Consider the following 19,940-nt stretch of genomic DNA (forward strand, 5'->3'; position numbering starts at 1 on the left):
TTGAGGAACGGACTATGGATCTCATCTTGAAGGACGCGCGTCTGCCGGGCGACGCGGAACGCAGCGTGGACATCGGCATTCAGGACGGCCGGATCGCTGCGATTGAGACGAATTTGGCGGCCGAGGGCGAAACGATCGAGCTCGGAGGTCGACTGGTCTCGCCGGGATTTGTGGAAACCCACATCCATCTCGACAAGTCGTGCATCCTAGATCGCTGCTCGTCGCGGCGCGGAGATATCGACGAGGCGATCAGCGAGGTTGCGAAGGCCAAGAAGGATTTCACCGCGGAAGACGTCTACGAGCGGGGCCGGCGGACGGTCGAAAAGTGCCTGCTTCATGGCACCACGCACATGCGCACGCATCTCGAAGTGGACCCGGCCATCGGACTTCGCAGTTTCGAAGGCGTGATGAAGCTGGTCGAGGACTATTCCTGGGCGATCGACATCGAAATCTGCGTGTTCCCGCAGGAAGGGCTGCTGAACTATCCCGGCACCGACGAACTGATGGTCGAGGCCATGAAACGTGGTGCCAAGGTCGTGGGCGCCGCGCCTTACACCGACAGCGATCCGCACGGTCAGATCGACCGGGTTTTCGAGATCGCGCGGGACTTCGATGCCGACATCGACATGCATCTCGATTTTGGGGCCGATAGCTCGAGCCTCGATCTGGATTATGTCTGCGAGCTGGCCGAGCGCCATGGGCGGGGAGGACGCACCGCGATTGGCCACGTCACCAAGCTTGCCTATGTCGAGCCAAACAGGCTGACGGAGATCGCGGGCCGGCTTCGCGATGCCGGCGTCGCCCTGACGGTGCTTCCGTCCACCGATCTCTTTTTGATGGGCCGCGACCGCGACCATGCGCAAACGCGTGGCGTCACGCACGCCCACGCGCTGTTGCACCATGGCGTGAACTGCTCGCTTTCGACGAACAACGTTCTGAACCCGTTCACGCCGTTCGGCGATTGTTCGCTGCTGCGGATGGCCAATCTCAACGCCAACATCTGCCATATCGGCGCGGCGGACGACATCGCCGAATGCTTCAACATGATCACCACGCGCTCGGCAAGGTTGTCGAATTTGCCAGACTATGGGCTGGAGGTCGGTAAGTCGGCGGATCTGGTGGTGATCGACGGGCCGACGACCCAGGCGGCAGTCGCGGAGCTGGCACCTGTTCTCCATGCCTTCAAACGCGGACGCCGGACCCTGACCCGCCAGCCCGCGCAGCTTCATTTTCCCAACCGAGACCACGCATGAGCTTGAAAGCGCACGTTGCCGCAACGCCCGCCGATGACACCCTCGGCGCCTTCTGTCCTGATAACCAGATTGCGCTGAACGGCTCCGGGGAGGGGCCCCTGGCGGGTCTCTCCTTCGCCGCCAAAGACGTCTTCGACATCGCCGGAGCCGTTACCGGAAACGGGCATCCGGACTGGCTGAGGACCCACGCCCCGGCGGCGCGCTCGGCCGATGTGGTCGAGCGCCTGCTGGCGGCCGGCGCAGACCTCGTGGGCAAGACGATCAGCGACGAGCTGGCCTATTCGCTTACCGGCGAGAACTTCCACTATGGCACGCCGCTCAATCCGGCCGATCCCTCGCGCGTGCCGGGTGGCTCGTCGAGCGGCTCGGCCTCGGTTGTGGCGGCAGGAGTGGTTGACTTCGCGCTAGGGTCCGATTGCGGAGGTTCGGTTCGTGTGCCGGCGAGCTACTGCGGCATCCTTGGCATGCGGCCGACGCACGGTCGCATCTCGCTTCAAGGCGCGGTGCCCTTTGCTCCGAGCTTCGACTGCGCGGGATGGTTCGCGCGCGATACCGACATTTTCATGAGGGTGGGGCGGGTCCTTCTGTCGGACGACACTCCGGCCCGTCCGCTGACGCGGCTTCTGTTTCCCGTCGATGCCTTCGCAATGTTGGAGGCCGAGTCACGAGCGTCGCTCGACCAAGCCGTAGAGCGGGTCGCCACGCTTGTCTCGCCGGTCGAGCAGATCGTCCTGGCAAAGGACGGCCTGGATACCTGGTCGGCAACGTTTCGGACCCTTCAGGCCGGTGAGATCTGGCAGTCGATGGGCGGCTGGCTGAACGAGGTGGAGCCGCAGTTCGGCCCAGGCGTGAAAGAGCGCTTCGAGGCGGCGAAGACGGTCGATCCGGACAGCCTGGACCGGGCGAAGGCGCACCGTCGGACGATCGTGGCGGGTCTCGACGCGTTGCTGAGACCCGGTTCAGTCCTGGTTCTTCCGACTGTCCCGCGCGGCGCACCGGAACGAGGGGGCGACGTTGCCGAGATTGAGGTGAGCTATCGCAACAAGGCGATGAACCTCCTGAGCGTTGCCGGTCTCGCCGGACTTCCGCAGATCTCGCTGCCGCTTGCGCGGCACGGCCACCTGCCATTGGGGCTGTCCATCGTCGGATCGCGAGGCAGCGATGTCGATCTTTTGGCGCTGGCAGAGGCCGTCTGTGACCGCTGACGGGGCGCCTGCCTGTCTGCGGATGAAGCAGATTGCATAAATTTTGATCCTGCAAATCAGTTGATCACGTTGCCTTTGCATGTAAGCATTTACTTGCATTTAGCCTAGCGATGAACCGCACGCGCGGTGTGCCCGAACGAGAGGAATATCGTCATGCTCCGTCAATTCTTCGCCGAAGGCCGAGGCACAACGCCTGTCGGCCTCGCTCTGGCCGCCACGCTGATGGTCGGCACGTCGGCTCAGGCGCAGGAGGTTCTCAAATTCCATCACGACCTTCCGGAGGACTCCGCGCAGCACATGGCGGCTGTGCGGTTCGAGGAACTCGTGGAGGACCGTACAAATGGTGCAATCGACGTTCAGATTTTCGCCAACAACGCGCTTGGCGACGACGTCGAAGTCGCTCAACAGATGCAGTTCGGTGCGGTCCAGGCCGCTCCGATTCCCACGGCGAAGCTTTCCAACTTCGCGCCGAGCCTGCAGTTGATCGACCTCCCGTTTCTGTTTCCCAGCCCCGAGGTCACCTACCAGTTCCTCGATTCCGAGGTCGGGATGGAAGTCCTTTCCGACCTTGAGGATTCAGGCTTCGTCGGTGCGATGTTCTGGGAGTCGGGGTTTAAGCAGCTCACCTGCAATCACGAGGTGACGTCTCCGTCAGACCTCGACGGTCACAAGGCCCGGGTAATGGAGAGTCCGCTCCTCATTGCGCAGTTCGAAGAACTCGGCGCGACCGCCATTCCGATCGCTTTCTCTGAAACCTACTCCGCCCTGCAGCAGGGCGTCGTGGAGTGTCAGGAAAACCCGATCGTCTCGATCCTCAAGATGAAATTCTACGAGGTTCAGGATTACATGATGCTGTCGAACCACGGCTATCTCGGCACCGCCATGATCTTCTCCAAGGTCTGGTTCGACGGGCTCGACAAAGAGACTCAGGACATTCTGATGCAGGCGGCACGGGAAGCCGGTGCCTATCAGCGCGAGAAGTCGGCGGAACTCCAGGAAGGCTATCTGCAAGAGATCGCGAGCGCCGGCACGACGGAGATCGTCGAGCTGACGCCGGAGCAGATTTCCGCCTTCTCCGAGGCGATGAAGCCGGTGCACGCCCAGTTTGCCGACAAGATCGGTCCGGACTTGCTCGAGCGCACCTATGCCAAGATCGACGAGCTCAGTGCCCAATGACGGGCGCGTCGGCCGAGAAGGACGTAAGCAATCTGGGCGCCGCCACCAGCGGCGGCGTCCGGACGCTCATGCGCCTGGCGGACAAAGCCCTGACAGCATTTGAGGGTGTGCTGCTCGTTAGTGCCCTTGCCGCGTCCGTGACCTTCCTCGTGGTCGATATCTTCTTGCGGACCGTTTCCAATACCGCGCTTCCGTGGGCGTCGGAGGCAACCCGCTACGCAATCGTCTGGCTCGTCTTCATCGGCGGCAGCCGCGCGACCCGTCTCGGTGCCCACATCACGATCGACGCACTGCCGGAGTTTCTGCCACCGAGCGCAGCACGTGTCGTCACGCGGACGGCATTCGCCGTGTCGTCCGTCGCCTGCGCGCTGCTCGCTTGGTTCGGTGTGAGCCTTGTCAAGAAAATGATGATGTTCCGTCAGCTTTCCCCGTCGCTGGAGATCCCGATGTGGTGGATCTATCTCGCACTTCCCATCGGCTTTGCGCTGATGACGGTGCGTTTCGCGCAGGCCGCCGTCCGGCCTCCCGCCCACCACGCAGGCTCGGCCGCCTGATCCGCCTGGAGTTTGCCGGATGTCCATCGGCTTTGCCGCCGCCATTTCGGGCTTGCTGGCACTAAGCGTTCCGATCTTCGTCGCGCTCTGCCTGCCCGTCATTGCCTTCCTTGCGATGACCACCGCGACGCCGCCGGAGCTGGTGATCCAGCGGCTCTTCTCCGGGGTCGACAAGTTTCCGCTAATGGCGATCCCGTTCTTCATTCTGGCGGGTAACCTCATGGCCAGCGGCGGGCTGTCGCGCCGCCTCACGGATCTTGCCGTTTCTCTGGTTGGAGCACTGCCGGGCGGTCTCGCGATGACCTCGGTTGCGAGTTCGATGTTCTTCAGCGCGATCTCCGGATCCAGCCCCGCCACCGTGGTCGCGGTCGGCAAGATCATGTTGCCGGCGATGAGCGAAGCGGGATACCGCAAGCCGTTCTCGATTGGCCTGCTCATGGGAGCGGGCTCGCTCGGCATCGTCATTCCGCCGTCGATCTTCATGATCGTCTACGGTGCCGTCACCGGCGTTTCCATTGGTGCGCTTTTCCTGGCCGGTTTGGGGGCGGGGCTGATCTACGGCGCGGTCTTCATGGTGATGTCGATGCTCTACGCGTGGCGGGATGGCCTTGCCCGCGGCGCATCCTGGTCGGGCCGCGAGATCCTGCGCAATCTCAAGGCGTCCGCCTGGGGGCTCGCTATCCCCTTTATCGTGCTCGGCGGCATCTATGGCGGGGTGTTCACCCCGACGGAGGCGGCTGCGGTGACCGTGGCGTACGCGGCCTTCGTGACGATGGCCGTCTACCGTGAGCTCGACTTGAAGGGGCTTGTTGCCGTCCTGCTGGAATCGGCTGTCACCACAGCGCAAGTGATGATCGTCGTCGCCGCGGCCTCGGCTTTCGCGTGGTATCTCACGACGTCAGGCTTTGCCGTCACCGTTCAAGCGATGCTTGCTGATATCGGCGAGAACCCGGTGAAAGTGCTGCTGGTGATCAACATCGTCGTGTTGATTGCGGGTATGTTCCTCGATCCGAACTCGATCATCATCATCCTTGTGCCGTTCCTCTTCGTCCTTGCAACGAGTGCCGGCATCGATCCCGTGCATCTTGGCGTCGTTCTCTCGGTCAATGCGGCAATCGGCATGTTCACCCCGCCCTTTGGCCTCAATCTCTTCGTGGCGAGTACGCTCGGTATCACCTACCGGCAAGCGGTAATCGGCTCGGCCCCCTTCATCCTGGTCGCCCTCGTTGCGCTGGCCGTGATCACCTACGTACCGGAAGTCAGCCTCTGGCTACCCACCCAGGTCTACCAGGGGATTGGTGGCAACTAGGTCATGGACCCAAGCTGCCGGTCCGCTCGACGAACACTCACAAGGCTGAGCCACGTGCTGAACACCCTCCGCGCCTATGGCGGTATGACGACCGCGCCGCACCATCTCGCAAGCCGGACCGGTATCCGGGTGATGGAGCAGGGCGGGAATGCTCTCGAGGCGATGGTGGCTATGGCTGCGACCATTGCAGTCGTCTATCCGCACATGAACGCGATCGGCGGCGATGGATTTTGGATCGCCCACGCGCCGGGCGCGGGGCCCATCGGGATCCAGGCCTGCGGGCCGGCGGCAAGGCTGGCGACGCGGGAGCACTATGCAGAGCTCGGTTTCGTCGACGCCATTCCCGGCCGCGGAGGCCCTGCCGCTCTCACCGTCGCCGGGACGATCGGCGGGTGGCAGGAAGCCCTGTCTCTGTCGCGTGACTGGGGCGGCAAACTGCCGTTGGGGGACCTTTTAGCCGACGCCATTGGCTACGCGCGCGACGGTGCCGCGATTTGCGCCAGCCAGTCTCACCTCACTGCGGCCAAACTGGCGGAACTGAGAGACGTCCCCGGCTTCGCGGAGGCATTTCTCGCCGATGGTGCGGCCCCACGGGAGAGCGCGCGCCAGAGGTTCCTGCCTCTTGCCGCAACCCTTCAACGCCTTGCTGACGCCGGGCTTGACGATTTCTATCGGGGCGATCTCGCGCGGGCGATTGCTGCGGATCTGGAGGCAGCCGGAAGCCCGGTGCGTCTGGAAGATCTGGAGAGCTATCGGGCGCGTCGCGTTGCGCCGCTGTCGCTTCCGATCGCAGGGGCGCGCCTGTTCAACATGCCACCCCCGACGCAAGGCGTCTCGTCGCTTGCCATTCTCGGCATTCTCGATCGTTTGGGGCAGCGCGACACGTCCGGCGCAGCCTTCGTCCACGGTGCCGTCGAAGCGACCAAACAGGCCTTTCTCGTGCGCAATGCGAAGGTGTTCGATCCGGCCTACATGGAGGTCGATCCCGCCGACCTCCTGAGTGACGGGGAAATCGCCCGCATGGCAGCGTCGGCGAACCGTGACCGGGCGGCGCCCTGGCCGCAGCCGGCCGCGCCTGGCGACACGATCTGGATGGGGGCCGTGGACGGTGCAGGGCGCGCGGTGTCGTTCATCCAAAGCATCTACTGGGAGTTCGGCTCCGGCGTGGTTTCGCCCTCGACGGGTGTGCTCTGGCAAAACCGTGGCATGAGCTTCTCGCTCGATCCCAAGCACGCCAACTGCCTGGCGCCCAGCCGCCTGCCGTTCCACACGCTCAATCCTGCGATGGCCCTTTTCGAGGATGGTCGCACGCTGACTTACGGCACGATGGGCGGGGAGGGGCAGCCGCAGACTCAGGCCGCGATTTTTGCCCGCTACGCCTGGGGTGGCATGGGCCTTCAGCAGGCGGTGACGGAACCGCGCTGGCTGCTTGGCCGCACCTGGGGCGCCGACAGCACCAACTTGAAACTCGAAGCGCGTTTCGCGCCGGAGATCGTTGAGGCCCTTCGCCGCGCCGGTCACGATGTCGAGCTCGTGGAGGAGTTCTCAGACATGATGGGCCATGCCGGCGCCATCGTGCGTCATCCGGACGGGCTGCTTGAAGGGGCCGCCGATCCCCGCAGCGACGGCTGCGTCGCGGCCTTTTGAAGAGGAGTTCCGATCGTGGAAATCAACCTTCCCGACGTGAAGGCGGAGGTCGAGGCTGCCTTCGCGCGCTACGAGACGGCACTCGTGACGAATGATGTGGCGGTTCTCGACGAGCTCTTCTGGGAAAGTCCGCACACCATCCGATACGGCGCCGGCGAGAACCTCTACGGCTACGAAGAGATCAGGGCGTTTCGCGCAGGGCGCAGCAGCAAGAACCTGGACCGCACCCTGCATCGGACCGTTATCACCACCTACGGACGCGATATGGCGACGGCGATGACGCTGTTCGAGCGTCAGGGAGCAAGCGGGACCGGTCGGCAGAGCCAGACCTGGATGCGGACCCCGAGCGGCTGGAAGGTGGTTGCCGCGCATGTCAGCGTCATGGCCGGGTGAAAGGCGATCCCGGCTGGAAGAGGCCCGCATCTCGGATCGCAAAATCCAGATGGCGGGCCTCCTGTCCGGTTCAGCCTTGCTTGGGAACAGCCGGCACCTGCCAATCGTCCCACAGCTTCGCGATTGCTGCGTAGTCGTCGCGCGCATAGCCGGAGCGGAATGCCATCTCGTAGACGGAATGGGCCGCCTGGATCGCGAACAGCGGGACACCTTCCGTCTGCGCCAGGTCGAGCGCCAGGCGGGAATCCTTGCGGGCGGCGTCCAGCGGCATTCCGCCGGCATAGTCCCCCTCCACCACGCGTTTCGCGAAGCGGTAGGTCAAGGGGCGATGCAGCCCCATCTGCGGGTCCGAGAGAAGGTCGACGAGCTTCTCGATCGAAACGCCCGTCGCCGTGGCCATCGATCCCGCCTCGGCGACCACCACCATGACGGCGTGCGCCACCGCGTTGTTGATGACCTTGGCGGCCGCGCCCGTTCCAAGGGGGCCGAACACTGTCTGCTTTTCGGCGATTGCGTCGAGCACCGCCTGACAGTCCGCGATCGCCGAGGGCTCACCGCCGATCAGGAGCGAGGCAGTGCCGGCTTCCATCTGGCTCACGCCAGCCATCAGCGATGCATCGATCAGGCGAATGTCATGCGGCGCGAGGACATCGCGGCAGGCCAACACGTCGTCCGGATTGACGGTCGAGGTTTCCACCACGACTGCGCTCTTGGGCAGGTGAGGGGCGATTTGGCGGAGCACTGCAAGGGATGCCTTGGGGCTCGGCAGGCACAGCACCACGACGGGCGTGGCCGAAAGCGCCTTCGGGTCGGCGATCTCCTCGGCGCCCAGCTCCGTCTTCGCCTTTGCCAGCATGTCCTGGTTCAGGTCGAACACCTGCACCGGAAAGCGATCGGCGATACGCCGGGCGAGGGGAAAGCCCATGTTGCCGAGACCGTAGACGGCAACCTTTGAGATATCGGTCATTGATGCTCCAGGAGTTCTTCCGCGTTGTCGGGTCGGATTACTTCGCGATCGGCAGCGGCTTTTCGTGCAGGCCGAAGAACATGCTCTTCACCTGCGCGTAGAGGCGCAGGCCATCGATGCCCTTTTCCCGGCCAATGCCGCTGTCCTTGAAGCCGCCGAAGGGCGTGCTCGTGACGGACTGCTTGTAGGTGTTGATCCAGACGGATCCCGCCTCCAGCGCGCGACCGATGCGCCACGCCTTCTTGAAGTTCTCCGTCCAGATGCCGCAGGCGAGCCCGAAGTCCGTGCCGTTGGCCTTCTCGACGAGATCGGCCTCGTCCTTGAACGGCAGCACCACCAACACGGGACCGAAAGCTTCCTCCTGGCAGGAGACGGCGTCATGAGGCAGCCCGTCGATCACGGTGGGCAGATAGTAAGCCCCCGCCTCGTATTGCGGACCTTCGGGGACGGAGCCGCCGCAGAGAATGCGTCCTCCTTCCGCACGGGCCCGCTCGACAAAGGCATGTACGCTGTCTCGGTGATGGAACGAGGCAAGCGGCCCCACTTCGACACCCTTGGCGTCGGGAGCGGCAACAACGATGCGCTTCGCACGCTCGACGAGGCGCGCCACGACGTCATCATAGACGCTCTCCTCGACAAGGAGCCGGGATCCGGCCACGCAGGACTGTCCGGAGGACCCGAAGATGCCTGCGGCGACTGCGGCCACCGCATGGTCCATGTCCGCGTCCGCGAACACGATATGCGGAGACTTGCCGCCAAGCTCCAGCGCCACCGGCACGATGCGTTCGCCGGCGACGCGGCCGATCGATCGGCCTGTCGTCGTGCCGCCCGTGAACGAGATCATGCCGACGCCCGTGTGCGAGACCAGGGCCGCACCGATTTCCGCGCCGTGGCCCTGCACGACCTGCAGAAGCCCATCCGGCAGACCGGCGGCGGCGGCAATGCGCGCAAGCTCCGGCGCGAGCAGCGGCGCCACCTCGGACGGTTTCAAGATGACCGCATTGCCCGCGGCAAGGGCCGGCGCCACTTTCGCGGCATCGTTCATGATCGGCGAATTCCAAGGCGTGATGGCAGCCACGACGCCGTAGGGTTCGAGCACGGTGAAAGACACGTAGTCACCACGCCGGGGCGTGACGTCGGTTTCCAGCGTCTCGCAAACGGAGGCGTAATAGCGGAACGTTCCGACCGCGTAGTCGACCATTCCCCGGCATTCCGCGATCGGCTTGCCGTTATCACGCATCTGCAGCGTGGCGAGCGCCTCTTTTTCGGCCAGAAGGCCGTTGGCGATGGCATGCAGAATTTCTGCCCGCTTGTGCGGCAGCAGTTCTTTCCAACCGGAGTGGCGGAAGGCCTCCTGCGCGCGTGCCACGATGGTGTCCAGCTCCTCAGGAGTGGTCGCCGCCACGCGGGCGACTTCGCTGCCATCGGCGGGGTTGATGCTGACGAGCTCGTCGATTGTCGTGCGCATATCCATGCCTGTGCTTGTGTCCTGTCTTTTCGGTGTTCGGTCGTCAGCCGGAGGTGGTGTCCTTCTTCCGGCTGCGGAGCTGCATCAGCGGAAGCGCAAGGATCGCAAGGACGAGCACGATCGAGATCGGCGACGAGACGAAGGAGAGAGGGTCGCCGCGCGAGATCAGGAGTGCCTGGCGGAAGGAGGACTCAGCCATCGGGCCCAGGATCGCTCCCAGCACGATGGGTGCGATGGGGTATCCGGTGCGGGCCAGGACGTATCCCAGCACGCCAAAGCCGAGCATCAGCCAGACATCGGCCATCGCGTTGGTGGAGGCGTAGGTGCCGAGCGAACAGATGATCAGGATCATCGGTGCGAGCAGTGCCGCGGGAATGCGCAGCATGTTCACGAACAGTTTCGCTCCGACCAGCCCGAGGGCGAGCATCATGAATGCCGTCAGCAGCATCTGCCACATGAAGCCGTAGACCACGTCCGCATGCTGGCTGAAGAGCGCCGGACCGGGGTTCAGCCCCTGGATCAGCATGGCTCCCATCATCAGCGCGGCAACCGAGTTTCCGGGAACGCCGAGCGCGAGCGTGGGGATGAGAGACGAGGCGTTGTCGGCATTGTTGGCGCATTCCGACGCTGCGATGCCGCGAGGGTCGCCCTTGCCGAACAGGGAGGCATCCTTGGCCGCCCGCTTGGCCTCCGAATAGCTGACGATCCCCGCCAGATTGCCGCCCGCGCCGGGCATGATGCCGATCACCACACCTATGACACCGGAGCGGATCCAGGTCCGGACGAAGGTGAAGGCTTCGCCGAGACGCAGTCCCACGGCGGTGAGGTCCGCGCGACTGCTCCCTCCTGCCGGGGAGGCGAGCATCGCCAGCGCCGGTGGAACCGCAAAGAGCCCTGTCAGCATCACGGCGAGATCGATGCCGCCGGCGACATGCCTGACCCCGAAGACCAGTCGTTCGGATCCGGTCATCATGTCCATGCCGACGAGGCCGACCGCGACGCCAATCATGGCTGAGGCGAGCCCCTTGGCCGGCGCTCCGGCAAGAAGCAGCGAGACGCTGGCGAGGCCGAAGACCGCAACCCAAAAATATTCGGTCGGGCCGAACTGGAGGGCGAGAGACACCAGCGGCGGAGCGATGATCATCAGTGCGAGGGCGCTGATGATCGATCCGGCGGTGGAGGATACCAGCGCGACGTGGAGCGCATATTTCGCGCGCCCCGCCTGTGCCAGCGGATAGCCGTCGAAGGTGGTGGCAACCGCGGACGGTGTGCCGGGAATCCGCATCAGGATTGCCGGAATCGCGCCGCCATACATGGAGCCGTTGTAGATACCGGCCATCATGCCGAGCGCGACGAGCGGCGACATGGTGTAGGTGAAGGGCAAAAGCAGAGCCATGGCCAGGGTGGCCGTGAGCCCGGGGATCGCGCCAACGAGAATGCCGGCGGCGGTGCCCACGACCATGGCCAAGAGGCTGTCCACGACGAGGGCGTGCGGAAGACCGGAGAGAACGTCCATCATGTCAGCCTCCCAGGATCAGTTCCGCTGGGAACGGCTGTGCGAAGGCGAGATTGAAAACGACATAGGCCAAAATGACAAAGGCGACCGTTCCAACGGCGATGCGGACGATGTTGCGGTCTCCGCCAAGCACCGCCATGGCGGGAATGAAGGCGACCGAGGCCGACAGGAAGCCGATGTAACCGGCCAGGCCGATAAAGGCGGCGAGCATCGCAAGGCCCGCGAAGCCCCTGAGGAGCGGCGCCTCTTCCGTCATACGCGTTTTGCGATCGAGCCTGATGACGGTAACGGCCGACAGCGCGATCATCGCGCTGCCGACTGCAATGGGAAAGTAGGCGCTTGCTCCGGCCTGCCTGGTGCCGTCCCAGACGACGACACCGCCGGCAAGCGCGACCGCGAGAGCCGCCGCCAGCCGCTCGAGCGGCCGAACGGGGTTTCCCACGAGCTCTTCAGCAGGCTCTATTGCCACGGGGACTCGTCCCACATGGCCTGGTAGTCTTCGCGCAACTGCTCGACATGCTTCTGGAATTCTTCCGTCGGCATGTAGTTGACCTCGGTGAAGAGCTCCTTGTTGCGCTCGATGAAGGCCGGATCCTTGGCCACGGCCTCGATAGCAGCCGCAAGCTTCGCGACGATCTCCGGGTCCGTGCCGGCCGGGACGCCCACGCCACGCTCGGAGAGCATGGTGACATCGTAGCCGAGCGACTGGGCGGTAGGCACGTCGGGGGCGAGCGGCGAGGTCTCGGGACCGAATTGGGCGAGAATCTTGACCTTGCCTTCCTGGGCGTTCGGCATGGCCTCGCCCAGATTAAGCGCGGCGGCGGAAACATGGCCGCCCATCACTGCCGTGCGGGCCGCACCGGCGGATGCGAAGGGAACATGGGTGAACTCGGCGCCGGTCGCCTTGGCCAGATAGCGCATAGCGAGATGATCGTCGGTGCCGACACCCGTGGTTCCGATGGTCACGGCGCCCGGATTCGCTTTGGCGTAGTCGATCAGGTCCTTGAGCGAATTGAACGGGCTGTTGCCCGGAACCGAAATCGCCGAAGGGTCGCGGACGAGGCCGGCAACCGGAACGATCTGCTCCGGCTTGAAGGCGGCGTCCTTGGTGATCGGAATGGTCAGCATCGGCGGCAGATTGACGATGCCGATGGTGTAGCCGTCGGTATCGGCATCGGCGAGAGCCGCGTGGCCAACTTCGCCCGCTGCACCGGGACGGTTGACGACGACGATCGACTGGCCGAGCTCCTTTTCCAGCAGCGGCTGGAGCGTGCGCGCGGTGACGTCGGTGCCGCCGCCGGCACCATAGGCGACAAGAAGTTCGATCGGCTTTTCCGGCCACTCTGCGAAGGCGGGGCCGGCGGAGATGGCGATCGCCGCAGCGGCGGTCATGAGCTTTCTAAGCAAGATATATCCTCCCGTGATCGATGCGGCCGGTCTTTTGGCGGCCCATTGAGTGGAACGGCCGAACGATACGACCGAGCGAAAGGGCGGCAAGCAGTTTTGGGGCGGCATTTGCGCTGCCGCACATGGCGATATATTCCTTGATGAAATTATCGATAATCGAGCTATGAACCATGCTCAGACACGGAACCATGACTGAGACGGCGGTCTCCGAGATCGTCGCCGTCTTGGAGCAGGACATCATTTTCGGCCGATTCCTGCCCAAGCAGCGCCTGTATGAGGACGAGTTCATCGTCCGTTTCTCGACGAAGCGGCACATTGTGCGGGCGGCTCTGCAAGAGTTGGAGCGCAAGGGCATTGTCGAGCGTCAGCCCAACCGAGGCGCGGCGGTGCGCTATTTCTCGCGCTCCGAAGTTGCCGCACTCTACGATTTGCGGGTGATCCTGCACGAGGCGGCTGCGAGACGGATCCAGCTCCCGGCCGATTCGCAATGGCTGTCGGAGCTTGAGGCCGCACGGGACGCCCATGCCGAGGCGGTCGCCGCCCGCGATCTCGGGCTGGTGTTCCAAACCAACACGCTCTTCCATCGCAAGCTCTTCGAGGGAACCGGGAACCACTATCTTTCCGAAGCGATCGAGACCTCCAACGCCAAAACCCATGGCATTCGCTCGCATGGGCTTGGCATGCCCTCTCTGCTGGAAAAGGCCAAGGCCGAGCACTTCGCGATGGTGGATGCGGTCAAAGCCGGCGATCTCGACACGCTTGGCCGGCTCTGTATCGACCACATGCAGCCGGCGCGCGCCTTCTACGAGGAAAAGTACTGCGGCGTTCTGTAGAGGGTCGCTCTGTGTCCATGACCTAAGGGGCCCCTGCGGGCAGCGGTCGGATCGATCGCGACCGCTGACGCTGTCTCGGCCAAACTTGCGCCCGATCTCCATTTCACCGACATCGAATTCGAGCCCGTGCTGTCCAGGCCCGGCGATGGCGGACGTCGGAGAGACGTCGGCGCCAAGGCCTCCTTTACCAATAGAGAGAGCACGGCTGCCGACCACGAAGGCCGGACGTCCATTTCGCAATAGCCCGATTGACTCCCTAACTTGTACGTATATGTTTGGTTTGAAAGGGCCGAACTTGGCTAAGGCCCGAATATTGGGTCGTTCTCTCGGGAGGAAAAATGATCGATCAAGCTGACGAACAGGCCCTGATTGAGGCGATCGAGCGCTGGGTAGAGAAGGACGTGCGTCCGGTCGCGAAGGCGTACGATCATGCTGACGAGTGGCCCGAGAAGATCGTCGATCAGATGGCGGAGTTCGGGTTGTTCGGCGCGACCGTCGGGCAGGACTATGGCGGTCTCGGCCTTCCCGCGACGACCTATGCCAAGATCGTCATGAAGATCTCGGCGGCGTGGATGTCGATCACCGGCATCTTCAATTCCCATCTCATGCTGTGCTTGGCGATCGAGAAGTTTGGCACCGAGGAGCAGAAGCGGACCTGGCTTCCGCGTCTGGCGTCCGGCGAGCTACGGGGTGGGCTGGCCTTGACGGAGCCGGATGCGGGGACGGACCTGCAAGCGATCCGCATGGTCGCCAAGCGCACCGACACCGGCTACGTGATCGACGGCACCAAGACCTGGATTTCCAACGGCATCCACGGCTCTGTGTTCGCGATGCTGGTCAAGACCGATCCGAACGCCGATCCCCGGCACAAGGGCATGAGCCTCGTGATCGCCGACAAGCGCGAGGGGTTCACGGTTTCGCGCAAGCTCGACAAGCTCGGATACAAGTCCATCGATTCAGCCGAACTGGTGTTCGACAACTACTATCTGCCCTTCAACCAGTTGATTGGGGAAGAAGAAGGCAAGGGGTTTTATCAGGCCACCGGCGGGCTCGAACTCGGACGCATCAATGTGGCCGCGCGCGGGGTCGGGATCGCCGAGGGCGCGCTTGCGCTCGCGCTGGACTACGCTCAGACCCGCAAGACGTTCGGTAAGCCGATCGCCGAACACCAAGCGATTCAGCTCAAGCTTGGCGAAATGGCGACCCGCGCGCGGGCAGCCCGGCTTCTAACGCTGGACGCAGCCCACAAGTTCGACGCCGGAGAGCGCGCCGATCTGGAGGCGGGAATGGCGAAATACTATTCGTCCGAAGCCGCGCTGGAGAATTCCATCGAAGGGCTGCGCATCCATGGCGGCTATGGCTACTCGAAAGAATACGACATCGAACGGCTCTACCGGGATGCCCCGCTGACCTGCATCGGCGAGGGCACCAACGAGATCCAGCGGATCATCATCGCGCGCCAGCTGGTCAAGCGGAGCCAGGCGTGATGGCGGCGCCGGATGCCTCCGCGGCAAAGCCGCTCTTGGGCCTGCGCATCCTGACGATCGAGCAGTTCGGTGCCGGGCCTTACGGGACGCTGTATCTGGCCGACCTGGGTGCAGAGGTGATCAAGGTGGAACACGGCGAGGCCGGCGGCGATGCGGCTCGCCACGGTGGCCCCTATCTGCTCGGCGACAATGACAGCCTCTATTTCCAGGGGTGGCACACCAACAAGAAGAGCGTCACGCTGGATCTCAAGTCCGAAGACGGGCAGATGGCGTTCCGCAAGCTCGTTCGGGATGCCGACGCGGTCGTCAACAATTTGCGCGGAGATCAGGCCGCCAAGCTCGGGCTCGAATATGCGGCGCTCAAAGATGTGAATCCGTGTGTCGTGTGCGGACATATTTCCGCCTACGGCCGCGACAACGAACGCGCTGGCCGGCCTGGTTACGACTTTCTGATGCAGGCGGAAGCGGGCCTGATGAGCATGACCGGCGATCCCGACGGCGATCCGGCGCGCTTCGGTCCCTCGATCATCGACTTCATGACCGGCATGACGCTGACGGTTGGCTTGTTGTCGGCGGTCCTGAGGGCGCGGGAGACCGGTGTCGGCGGCGATGTGGATACCTCGCTGTTCGAGGTCGCTCTGCACCAGCTCAACTATTCGGCGACCTGGTATCTCAACACCGGATTCAAGGCGACGCGCCAGAAGCGGAGTTCGCATCTCTCCGCGACGCCGAGCCAGACCTATCGCGCCAAGGACGGCTGGATCTTCGTTATGTGTATGACGGAGAAGTTCTGGCGCGCCATGGCGGAGGAGATCGGGCGGCCGGACCTTTTGCAGGATTCACGCTTTGCGACGATGCGGCTGCGCACCGAGCATCGCGCCGAGTTGACCGAACTGCTCGACGCTGTGTTCGAGACCCGGACCATGGAGCACTGGGTCGAGCGGCTTGGCGGTCTGATCCCGATCGGGCCTGTTTATGATGTGGATCGGGCGCTGGACAGCCCCTTCGTCGAGCGGATCGGGATGATCTCCGACGTGCCCCATCCCGAGTTGCCGAGCATGCGACTGTTGTCGAATCCGCTTCGCTTCAACGGCGAGCGGCCGACCCAGAAGGCGGGCTCGGCCCTGGGTGCGGACAACGACGATATTCTCGGATCCTGAGCGCTGGGCCGTCGTTGACGGCAGTGGAAGTGCGGTCCGCCTCAACAGATCAGGATTGAAGCCTGCGCAGCGTCATCGAGAAGGTGAATTTCTCGACCGGATAGAGGTTAACGCTCAGGATTGCGACGCTGCCGCTGGATTTGACCTTGTAGACGCGGTCGACGGCAATACCGGGTTCGCCGACTTTCAGTCCGATCTCAGGGCCGATTTGATCGTTTGCGATGAAGCTGCCGATCGTTTGGCGGACCTCGTCAATGAGCTCGCCATACATGGCCTCGACGAGGCCGTAGATCGGGCCGCGATGGGTCTCGATCACCCGGGAGAGGCCGGCGAACGGCGCGGCCACGAACGCATCGAGCTGGTTGAAGGGCGCGGTTTCCGGCGGTCGGAAGCGGAAGGCCCGCACATGAAGCCATTTGGTCCCTTCGGCCTCGGCGGGGAATCGGTCTGCGGCCCAGCCGGGTAGGGGTGCGAGCTTTCCGTCGGTGGGCTGATAGCGGGTGTCGACATCGACGGGAAACAGATCGCTGATCGTGTCGACCTGATGCACATAGCCCCGCGACAGGCCCGGGCGCTCGACGATCGTCCCGAGACCTTGGTGCGAGGTGACGAGGCCGGACTCCTTGAGGTTTCGCAACGCCTGCCGAACGGTTTGCCGGCTGACGCCGAAGCGCTCGACCAAGGCTGCTTCCGAGGGCAGGGGTGTGCCGACCGGGAACACGCCTCTGGCGATTTCCGCTTGGAGCTCGCGAAAGACCGTCATGTAGAGCGGGTCGTTTTTATTTCCGTTGGCGTCGTGTCCGCGAGCCATGCTCTCTCTATCTTAAGTTTCGGAGACGTTGTCCCGTTCCCTTGCTCATGTTTCACAGCCGAGCTTCGGGCGCTAGCCCCGCTCCGCTTTTCTCGGAATCGCAGAGCGGGGCTAAGTTCTTGTTTCGATGCGTTTCCGGACGGCCGACCGGTTTTCCGTCCGCATCCCGCTCTCACTTAAAGACCGATCGACTTACCCTTTCGGCTTTTTGCTCCGCGCATCATATCAGGCGCGCAGGACGAACGGGTCTTGCGCTTCGCTCGCAAGCTCGCACCAGACGCTTTTGGTCTGAAGGTACTGGTTGATCGCTTCGATGCCGTTGTTGCGTCCGGTTCCGCTGCTCTTGTAGCCGCCGAACGGCGAGTTGAAAGCCATCGCGCGGTAGGTGTTGATCCAAATCGTGCCAGCCTGGAGCGCGCGGGCCATGGAGTGGGCCCGGCGCAGATCGCGGGTCCAAACCCCGGCGGCAAGCCCGAACTCGGTGTCGTTGGCGAGGTCGACGACCTCCTCGTCGTTTTCGAAGCGCGAGACGGCCAGCACGGGGCCGAACACCTCGTCCTTCAGGATCGGGTTGGCGCGATCGGAGACGCCGAGAACCGTCGGTTCGAAGAACTGGCCGTTTGGAAAGCCGTCGAGCTGGGTCTTTCGACCGCCGGCGAGAAGCTCCGCGCCACTGTCGACGGCCTGGGCCACCATCCGTTCGTCCTTGTCCCATTGGGCTCGGGTCGCCACGGGCCCCATCTGGGTGTCGCTTTTCAGCGGATCGCCGAGCTTGATGGCCTGGGCGCGGGACACCAGGCGGGACAGGAGCTCGTCATAGACCGAGGCGTGAATATAGGCGCGGCTGCCGGCGACGCAGGTCTGACCGGCGGCTGCGAAGATGCCGGCGAGTACGCCGATCTCGGCAAGGTCGAGATCGGCGTCGCCAAACACGATGTTCGGGCTCTTCCCGCCGAGTTCGAGCGTGCTGGTGATCAGGCGGCGTCCGGCGCGCGCTCCGATTTCGCGCCCGGCGGCGACGCTGCCGACGAAGGAGACCTTGCGCACCAGCGGATGATCGATCAGCGCCTCGCCGGCTTCACGCAGGCCGGTGACGATGTTGACCACACCTTCCGGGATGCCGGCCTCGACGGCGAGGCGCGCGATCTCCACGGCCGAGGCGGAGGTGATCTCCGACGGCTTGAGCACGATGGCGTTGCCGGCAGCGAGCGCCGGCGCCGCCGCCATGATGTTGAGGAAGGTCGGCGAATTCCAGGCCGTGATTACCGCGACCACGCCAATGGGTTCGCGCAGCGTGTAGTTGAACACGCTCTGGCGGGCGAGGGGGATGACGGAGCCCTCAATCTTATCCGCAAGCCCGCCATAGTAGCGCAACCAGTCTTCCGAGATGGTCGCTTGAAGCTTCATCTCGGTGAAGAGCTTGCCGTTCTGGGTGGACTCGATGGTTGCGATCCGGTCCGCGTTGGCGGCGATCAACTCGCCCCATTTCGCCACGCGCTTGCCGCGCTCCGTCGGCGACATCCTTCCCCACGGGCCGACGAAAGCGGCATGGGCGTCGCGCACGGCCCGGTTCACGTCGGCATCGGAGGAGAGGGCGAAGTCGCACCACTGTTCCCCCGTAGTGGGGTTGATGGACGGGAACGTCTCGCCGGAGGTTGCGGCGACTTCCGCGCCGCCGACGAAGTTGCCATAGACCTTGTGATCCAGATGACCCATCGGTTTGTTCCTCCCGTTTGGTGCGGCCGTTGCCGCAACCATCCTGATATCAATGCTTATACGAACAAGTTGAGACCGTCGAGGTGGCTCGCAAATGGGATAGGAGGCCACAACATGTCTGTTAAAGTGAGTTTTTGACCGCCGTGTCGCCCACCGTTGTCGCGGTTTCTGAGCAAACATATACGAATATGTTTGTCCCGTTCGTTTCACCGTCGGTCGGACGGGGCTTCGTGCAGGCCCGCAAGCAGCCGTTCGGCCCTGTCGACGATCGGTTTGTCGACCAGCTTGTTGTCGACGCGGACTCCGCCCCGGCCGCCGCTTTCGTTCGCTGCGGCGACGATCCGGCGAGCGGTATCGATCTCGGCGGGTGTTGGGCGGAACGTCTCGTTGACGGCTGTCACCTGGGTTGGGTGAATGCAAAGCTTTCCGGCCATGCCGATGCGACGGGCGAGACCGCAATCGGCGGATAACCGTTTTGGATCGGTAAGCGTCAGGGTCACGCCGTCGATCGGGCCGGCAATCCCGGCGGCTGCTGACGCGGTCACGATTGCGGAGCGGGCGAAATAGAGCGCCCAATCGTCGTCCGGTGCGACGGCGACATCGTTGGCGAAGTCGACCGAGCCAAAGGCCAGGCGTTGGACACCCGGAAGGCTCGCGATCCACCGGGCATCGAGTATCCCTTGCCCTGTCTCCACGAGCGGGATCAGTGGGACCGGAAGGCTGCCGACGAGTGCCGAAAGGGCCTCTCCCTGCTCCGCCTTGGGCAGCATGATCTCGCTTGCGCCGGATGCCGCTAGCGCCAGGTCGTCCGCATGCCATGGCGTGCCGAGCCCATTGATGCGGATCGCCGCGTGTCCACCGTCGGCGAGCCAGGTTCGGATCGCCTCGCGGGCGCTGTCCTTGGCCTCCGGCAGGACGGCGTCTTCCAGATCGAGGATGACGCGGTCGGCGCCCGACGCAACGGCTTTGGCGAAGCGCTCGGGCCGGTCTCCCGGCACGAAAAGATAGGAACGGGGAAGGGCGGTCATCGTCGCGGCC

18 protein-coding genes are annotated in these 19,940 nt (G+C 64.0%); 10 read left to right on the top strand and 8 right to left on the bottom strand.

The genetic code is table 11. From position 1 onward, the window contains the following. Window positions 1–14 precede the first annotated feature (14 nt). The 7 genes from HNS03_RS03385 (at window position 15) to hpxZ (ending at window position 7,537) form a co-directional block, all read left to right on the top strand. Window positions 15–1,253, top strand: coding sequence for an amidohydrolase family protein (locus HNS03_RS03385; protein ID WP_367193089.1), 1,239 nt, complete (start codon window positions 15–17; stop codon window positions 1,251–1,253). Further along, a complete protein-coding gene (locus HNS03_RS03390) occupies window positions 1,250–2,458 on the top strand; it encodes an amidase (RefSeq protein WP_367193091.1) in 1,209 nt (402 codons plus the stop codon). The genes HNS03_RS03385 and HNS03_RS03390 overlap by 4 nt, the downstream gene beginning before the upstream one ends. Window positions 2,459–2,611: 153 nt before the next feature. Beyond that, on the top strand, window positions 2,612–3,634 hold the full coding sequence (locus HNS03_RS03395) for a TRAP transporter substrate-binding protein (protein ID WP_367193093.1): 1,023 nt from the start codon (window positions 2,612–2,614) through the stop codon (window positions 3,632–3,634). Beyond that, complete coding sequence (locus HNS03_RS03400) at window positions 3,631–4,188, top strand: TRAP transporter small permease (protein WP_367193094.1); 558 nt, start codon at window positions 3,631–3,633, stop codon at window positions 4,186–4,188. Before HNS03_RS03395 ends, HNS03_RS03400 begins: the two co-directional genes overlap by 4 nt. Window positions 4,189–4,207: 19 nt before the next feature. Continuing rightward, window positions 4,208–5,497 carry a TRAP transporter large permease gene (locus HNS03_RS03405; RefSeq protein ID WP_367193096.1) on the top strand — a complete coding sequence of 430 codons (1,290 nt, stop codon included), beginning with the start codon at window positions 4,208–4,210 and terminating at the stop codon, window positions 5,495–5,497. A gap of 54 nt (window positions 5,498–5,551) precedes the next feature. Further along, on the top strand, window positions 5,552–7,144 hold the full coding sequence (locus HNS03_RS03410; RefSeq protein ID WP_367193097.1) for a gamma-glutamyltransferase family protein: 1,593 nt from the start codon (window positions 5,552–5,554) through the stop codon (window positions 7,142–7,144). 15 nt (window positions 7,145–7,159) lie between these two features. Continuing rightward, window positions 7,160–7,537 carry an oxalurate catabolism protein HpxZ gene (gene hpxZ / locus HNS03_RS03415; protein WP_367193099.1) on the top strand — a complete coding sequence of 126 codons (378 nt, stop codon included), beginning with the start codon at window positions 7,160–7,162 and terminating at the stop codon, window positions 7,535–7,537. 70 nt (window positions 7,538–7,607) lie between these two features. Here hpxZ and HNS03_RS03420 read toward each other — a convergent pair whose 3' ends face one another. Genes HNS03_RS03420 through HNS03_RS03440 form a run of 5 tightly spaced genes read right to left on the bottom strand, consistent with a single transcriptional unit; the run spans window position 7,608 to window position 12,895 of the window. Next, window positions 7,608–8,504: an NAD(P)-dependent oxidoreductase gene (locus HNS03_RS03420; RefSeq protein WP_367193100.1), complete on the bottom strand. Its 897-nt coding sequence runs from the start codon at window positions 8,502–8,504 to the stop codon at window positions 7,608–7,610. 37 nt (window positions 8,505–8,541) lie between these two features. After that, window positions 8,542–9,972: an aldehyde dehydrogenase gene (locus tag HNS03_RS03425; RefSeq protein WP_367193102.1), complete on the bottom strand. Its 1,431-nt coding sequence runs from the start codon at window positions 9,970–9,972 to the stop codon at window positions 8,542–8,544. Between the two features lie 43 nt (window positions 9,973–10,015). Beyond that, window positions 10,016–11,491: a tripartite tricarboxylate transporter permease gene (locus HNS03_RS03430; RefSeq protein ID WP_367193103.1), complete on the bottom strand. Its 1,476-nt coding sequence runs from the start codon at window positions 11,489–11,491 to the stop codon at window positions 10,016–10,018. 1 nt (window position 11,492) lies between these two features. Then, entirely contained in the window at window positions 11,493–11,957 is a 465-nt protein-coding gene (locus HNS03_RS03435) for a tripartite tricarboxylate transporter TctB family protein (RefSeq protein WP_367193104.1), read from the bottom strand. Continuing rightward, on the bottom strand, window positions 11,948–12,895 hold the full coding sequence (locus HNS03_RS03440; RefSeq protein ID WP_367193105.1) for a tripartite tricarboxylate transporter substrate binding protein: 948 nt from the start codon (window positions 12,893–12,895) through the stop codon (window positions 11,948–11,950). Before HNS03_RS03440 ends, HNS03_RS03435 begins: the two co-directional genes overlap by 10 nt. Before the next feature lie 170 nt (window positions 12,896–13,065). On the opposite strand from HNS03_RS03440, the gene HNS03_RS03445 reads away from it, so the two are divergent. The 3 genes from HNS03_RS03445 to HNS03_RS03455 all read left to right on the top strand — a co-directional run bounded on the left by HNS03_RS03445 (window position 13,066) and on the right by HNS03_RS03455 (window position 16,375). Further along, window positions 13,066–13,728: a GntR family transcriptional regulator gene (locus HNS03_RS03445; RefSeq protein WP_367193106.1), complete on the top strand. Its 663-nt coding sequence runs from the start codon at window positions 13,066–13,068 to the stop codon at window positions 13,726–13,728. A gap of 338 nt (window positions 13,729–14,066) precedes the next feature. Then, window positions 14,067–15,215: an acyl-CoA dehydrogenase family protein gene (locus HNS03_RS03450; RefSeq protein ID WP_367193108.1), complete on the top strand. Its 1,149-nt coding sequence runs from the start codon at window positions 14,067–14,069 to the stop codon at window positions 15,213–15,215. Continuing rightward, window positions 15,215–16,375: a CaiB/BaiF CoA transferase family protein gene (locus HNS03_RS03455; RefSeq protein ID WP_367193109.1), complete on the top strand. Its 1,161-nt coding sequence runs from the start codon at window positions 15,215–15,217 to the stop codon at window positions 16,373–16,375. The genes HNS03_RS03450 and HNS03_RS03455 overlap by 1 nt, the downstream gene beginning before the upstream one ends. A 49-nt stretch (window positions 16,376–16,424) precedes the next feature. Here HNS03_RS03455 and HNS03_RS03460 read toward each other — a convergent pair whose 3' ends face one another. The 3 genes from HNS03_RS03460 to HNS03_RS03470 form a co-directional block, all read right to left on the bottom strand. Beyond that, complete coding sequence (locus HNS03_RS03460) at window positions 16,425–17,186, bottom strand: GntR family transcriptional regulator (protein ID WP_367193111.1); 762 nt, start codon at window positions 17,184–17,186, stop codon at window positions 16,425–16,427. Window positions 17,187–17,411: 225 nt separating this feature from the next. Next, window positions 17,412–18,902, bottom strand: coding sequence for an aldehyde dehydrogenase (locus HNS03_RS03465; protein ID WP_367193113.1), 1,491 nt, complete (start codon window positions 18,900–18,902; stop codon window positions 17,412–17,414). A 206-nt stretch (window positions 18,903–19,108) separates the two neighbouring features. Next, entirely contained in the window at window positions 19,109–19,930 is an 822-nt protein-coding gene (locus tag HNS03_RS03470; protein ID WP_367193114.1) for a CoA ester lyase, read from the bottom strand. Between the last annotated feature and the right edge of the window lie 10 nt (window positions 19,931–19,940).

This window comes from Amorphus sp. 3PC139-8 (assembly GCF_040750475.1).
GTDB lineage: Bacteria > Pseudomonadota > Alphaproteobacteria > Rhizobiales > Amorphaceae > Amorphus.

What these genes read in the sequence shown, in the direction of transcription:
- HNS03_RS03465 (WP_367193113.1), bottom strand. Translation starts at nt 18,902, where the DNA reads ATGGGTCATCTGGATCACAAGGTCTATGGCAACTTCGTCGGCGGCGCG.
- HNS03_RS03420 (WP_367193100.1), bottom strand. Translation starts at nt 8,504, where the DNA reads ATGACCGATATCTCAAAGGTTGCCGTCTACGGTCTCGGCAACATGGGC.
- HNS03_RS03405 (WP_367193096.1), top strand. Translation starts at nt 4,208, where the DNA reads ATGTCCATCGGCTTTGCCGCCGCCATTTCGGGCTTGCTGGCACTAAGC.
- HNS03_RS03470 (WP_367193114.1), bottom strand. Translation starts at nt 19,930, where the DNA reads ATGACCGCCCTTCCCCGTTCCTATCTTTTCGTGCCGGGAGACCGGCCC.
- HNS03_RS03395 (WP_367193093.1), top strand. Translation starts at nt 2,612, where the DNA reads ATGCTCCGTCAATTCTTCGCCGAAGGCCGAGGCACAACGCCTGTCGGC.
- HNS03_RS03425 (WP_367193102.1), bottom strand. Translation starts at nt 9,972, where the DNA reads ATGCGCACGACAATCGACGAGCTCGTCAGCATCAACCCCGCCGATGGC.
- HNS03_RS03455 (WP_367193109.1), top strand. Translation starts at nt 15,215, where the DNA reads ATGGCGGCGCCGGATGCCTCCGCGGCAAAGCCGCTCTTGGGCCTGCGC.
- HNS03_RS03400 (WP_367193094.1), top strand. Translation starts at nt 3,631, where the DNA reads ATGACGGGCGCGTCGGCCGAGAAGGACGTAAGCAATCTGGGCGCCGCC.
- HNS03_RS03450 (WP_367193108.1), top strand. Translation starts at nt 14,067, where the DNA reads ATGATCGATCAAGCTGACGAACAGGCCCTGATTGAGGCGATCGAGCGC.
- HNS03_RS03385 (WP_367193089.1), top strand. Translation starts at nt 15, where the DNA reads ATGGATCTCATCTTGAAGGACGCGCGTCTGCCGGGCGACGCGGAACGC.
- HNS03_RS03390 (WP_367193091.1), top strand. Translation starts at nt 1,250, where the DNA reads ATGAGCTTGAAAGCGCACGTTGCCGCAACGCCCGCCGATGACACCCTC.
- HNS03_RS03430 (WP_367193103.1), bottom strand. Translation starts at nt 11,491, where the DNA reads ATGATGGACGTTCTCTCCGGTCTTCCGCACGCCCTCGTCGTGGACAGC.
- HNS03_RS03445 (WP_367193106.1), top strand. Translation starts at nt 13,066, where the DNA reads ATGCTCAGACACGGAACCATGACTGAGACGGCGGTCTCCGAGATCGTC.
- HNS03_RS03460 (WP_367193111.1), bottom strand. Translation starts at nt 17,186, where the DNA reads ATGGCTCGCGGACACGACGCCAACGGAAATAAAAACGACCCGCTCTAC.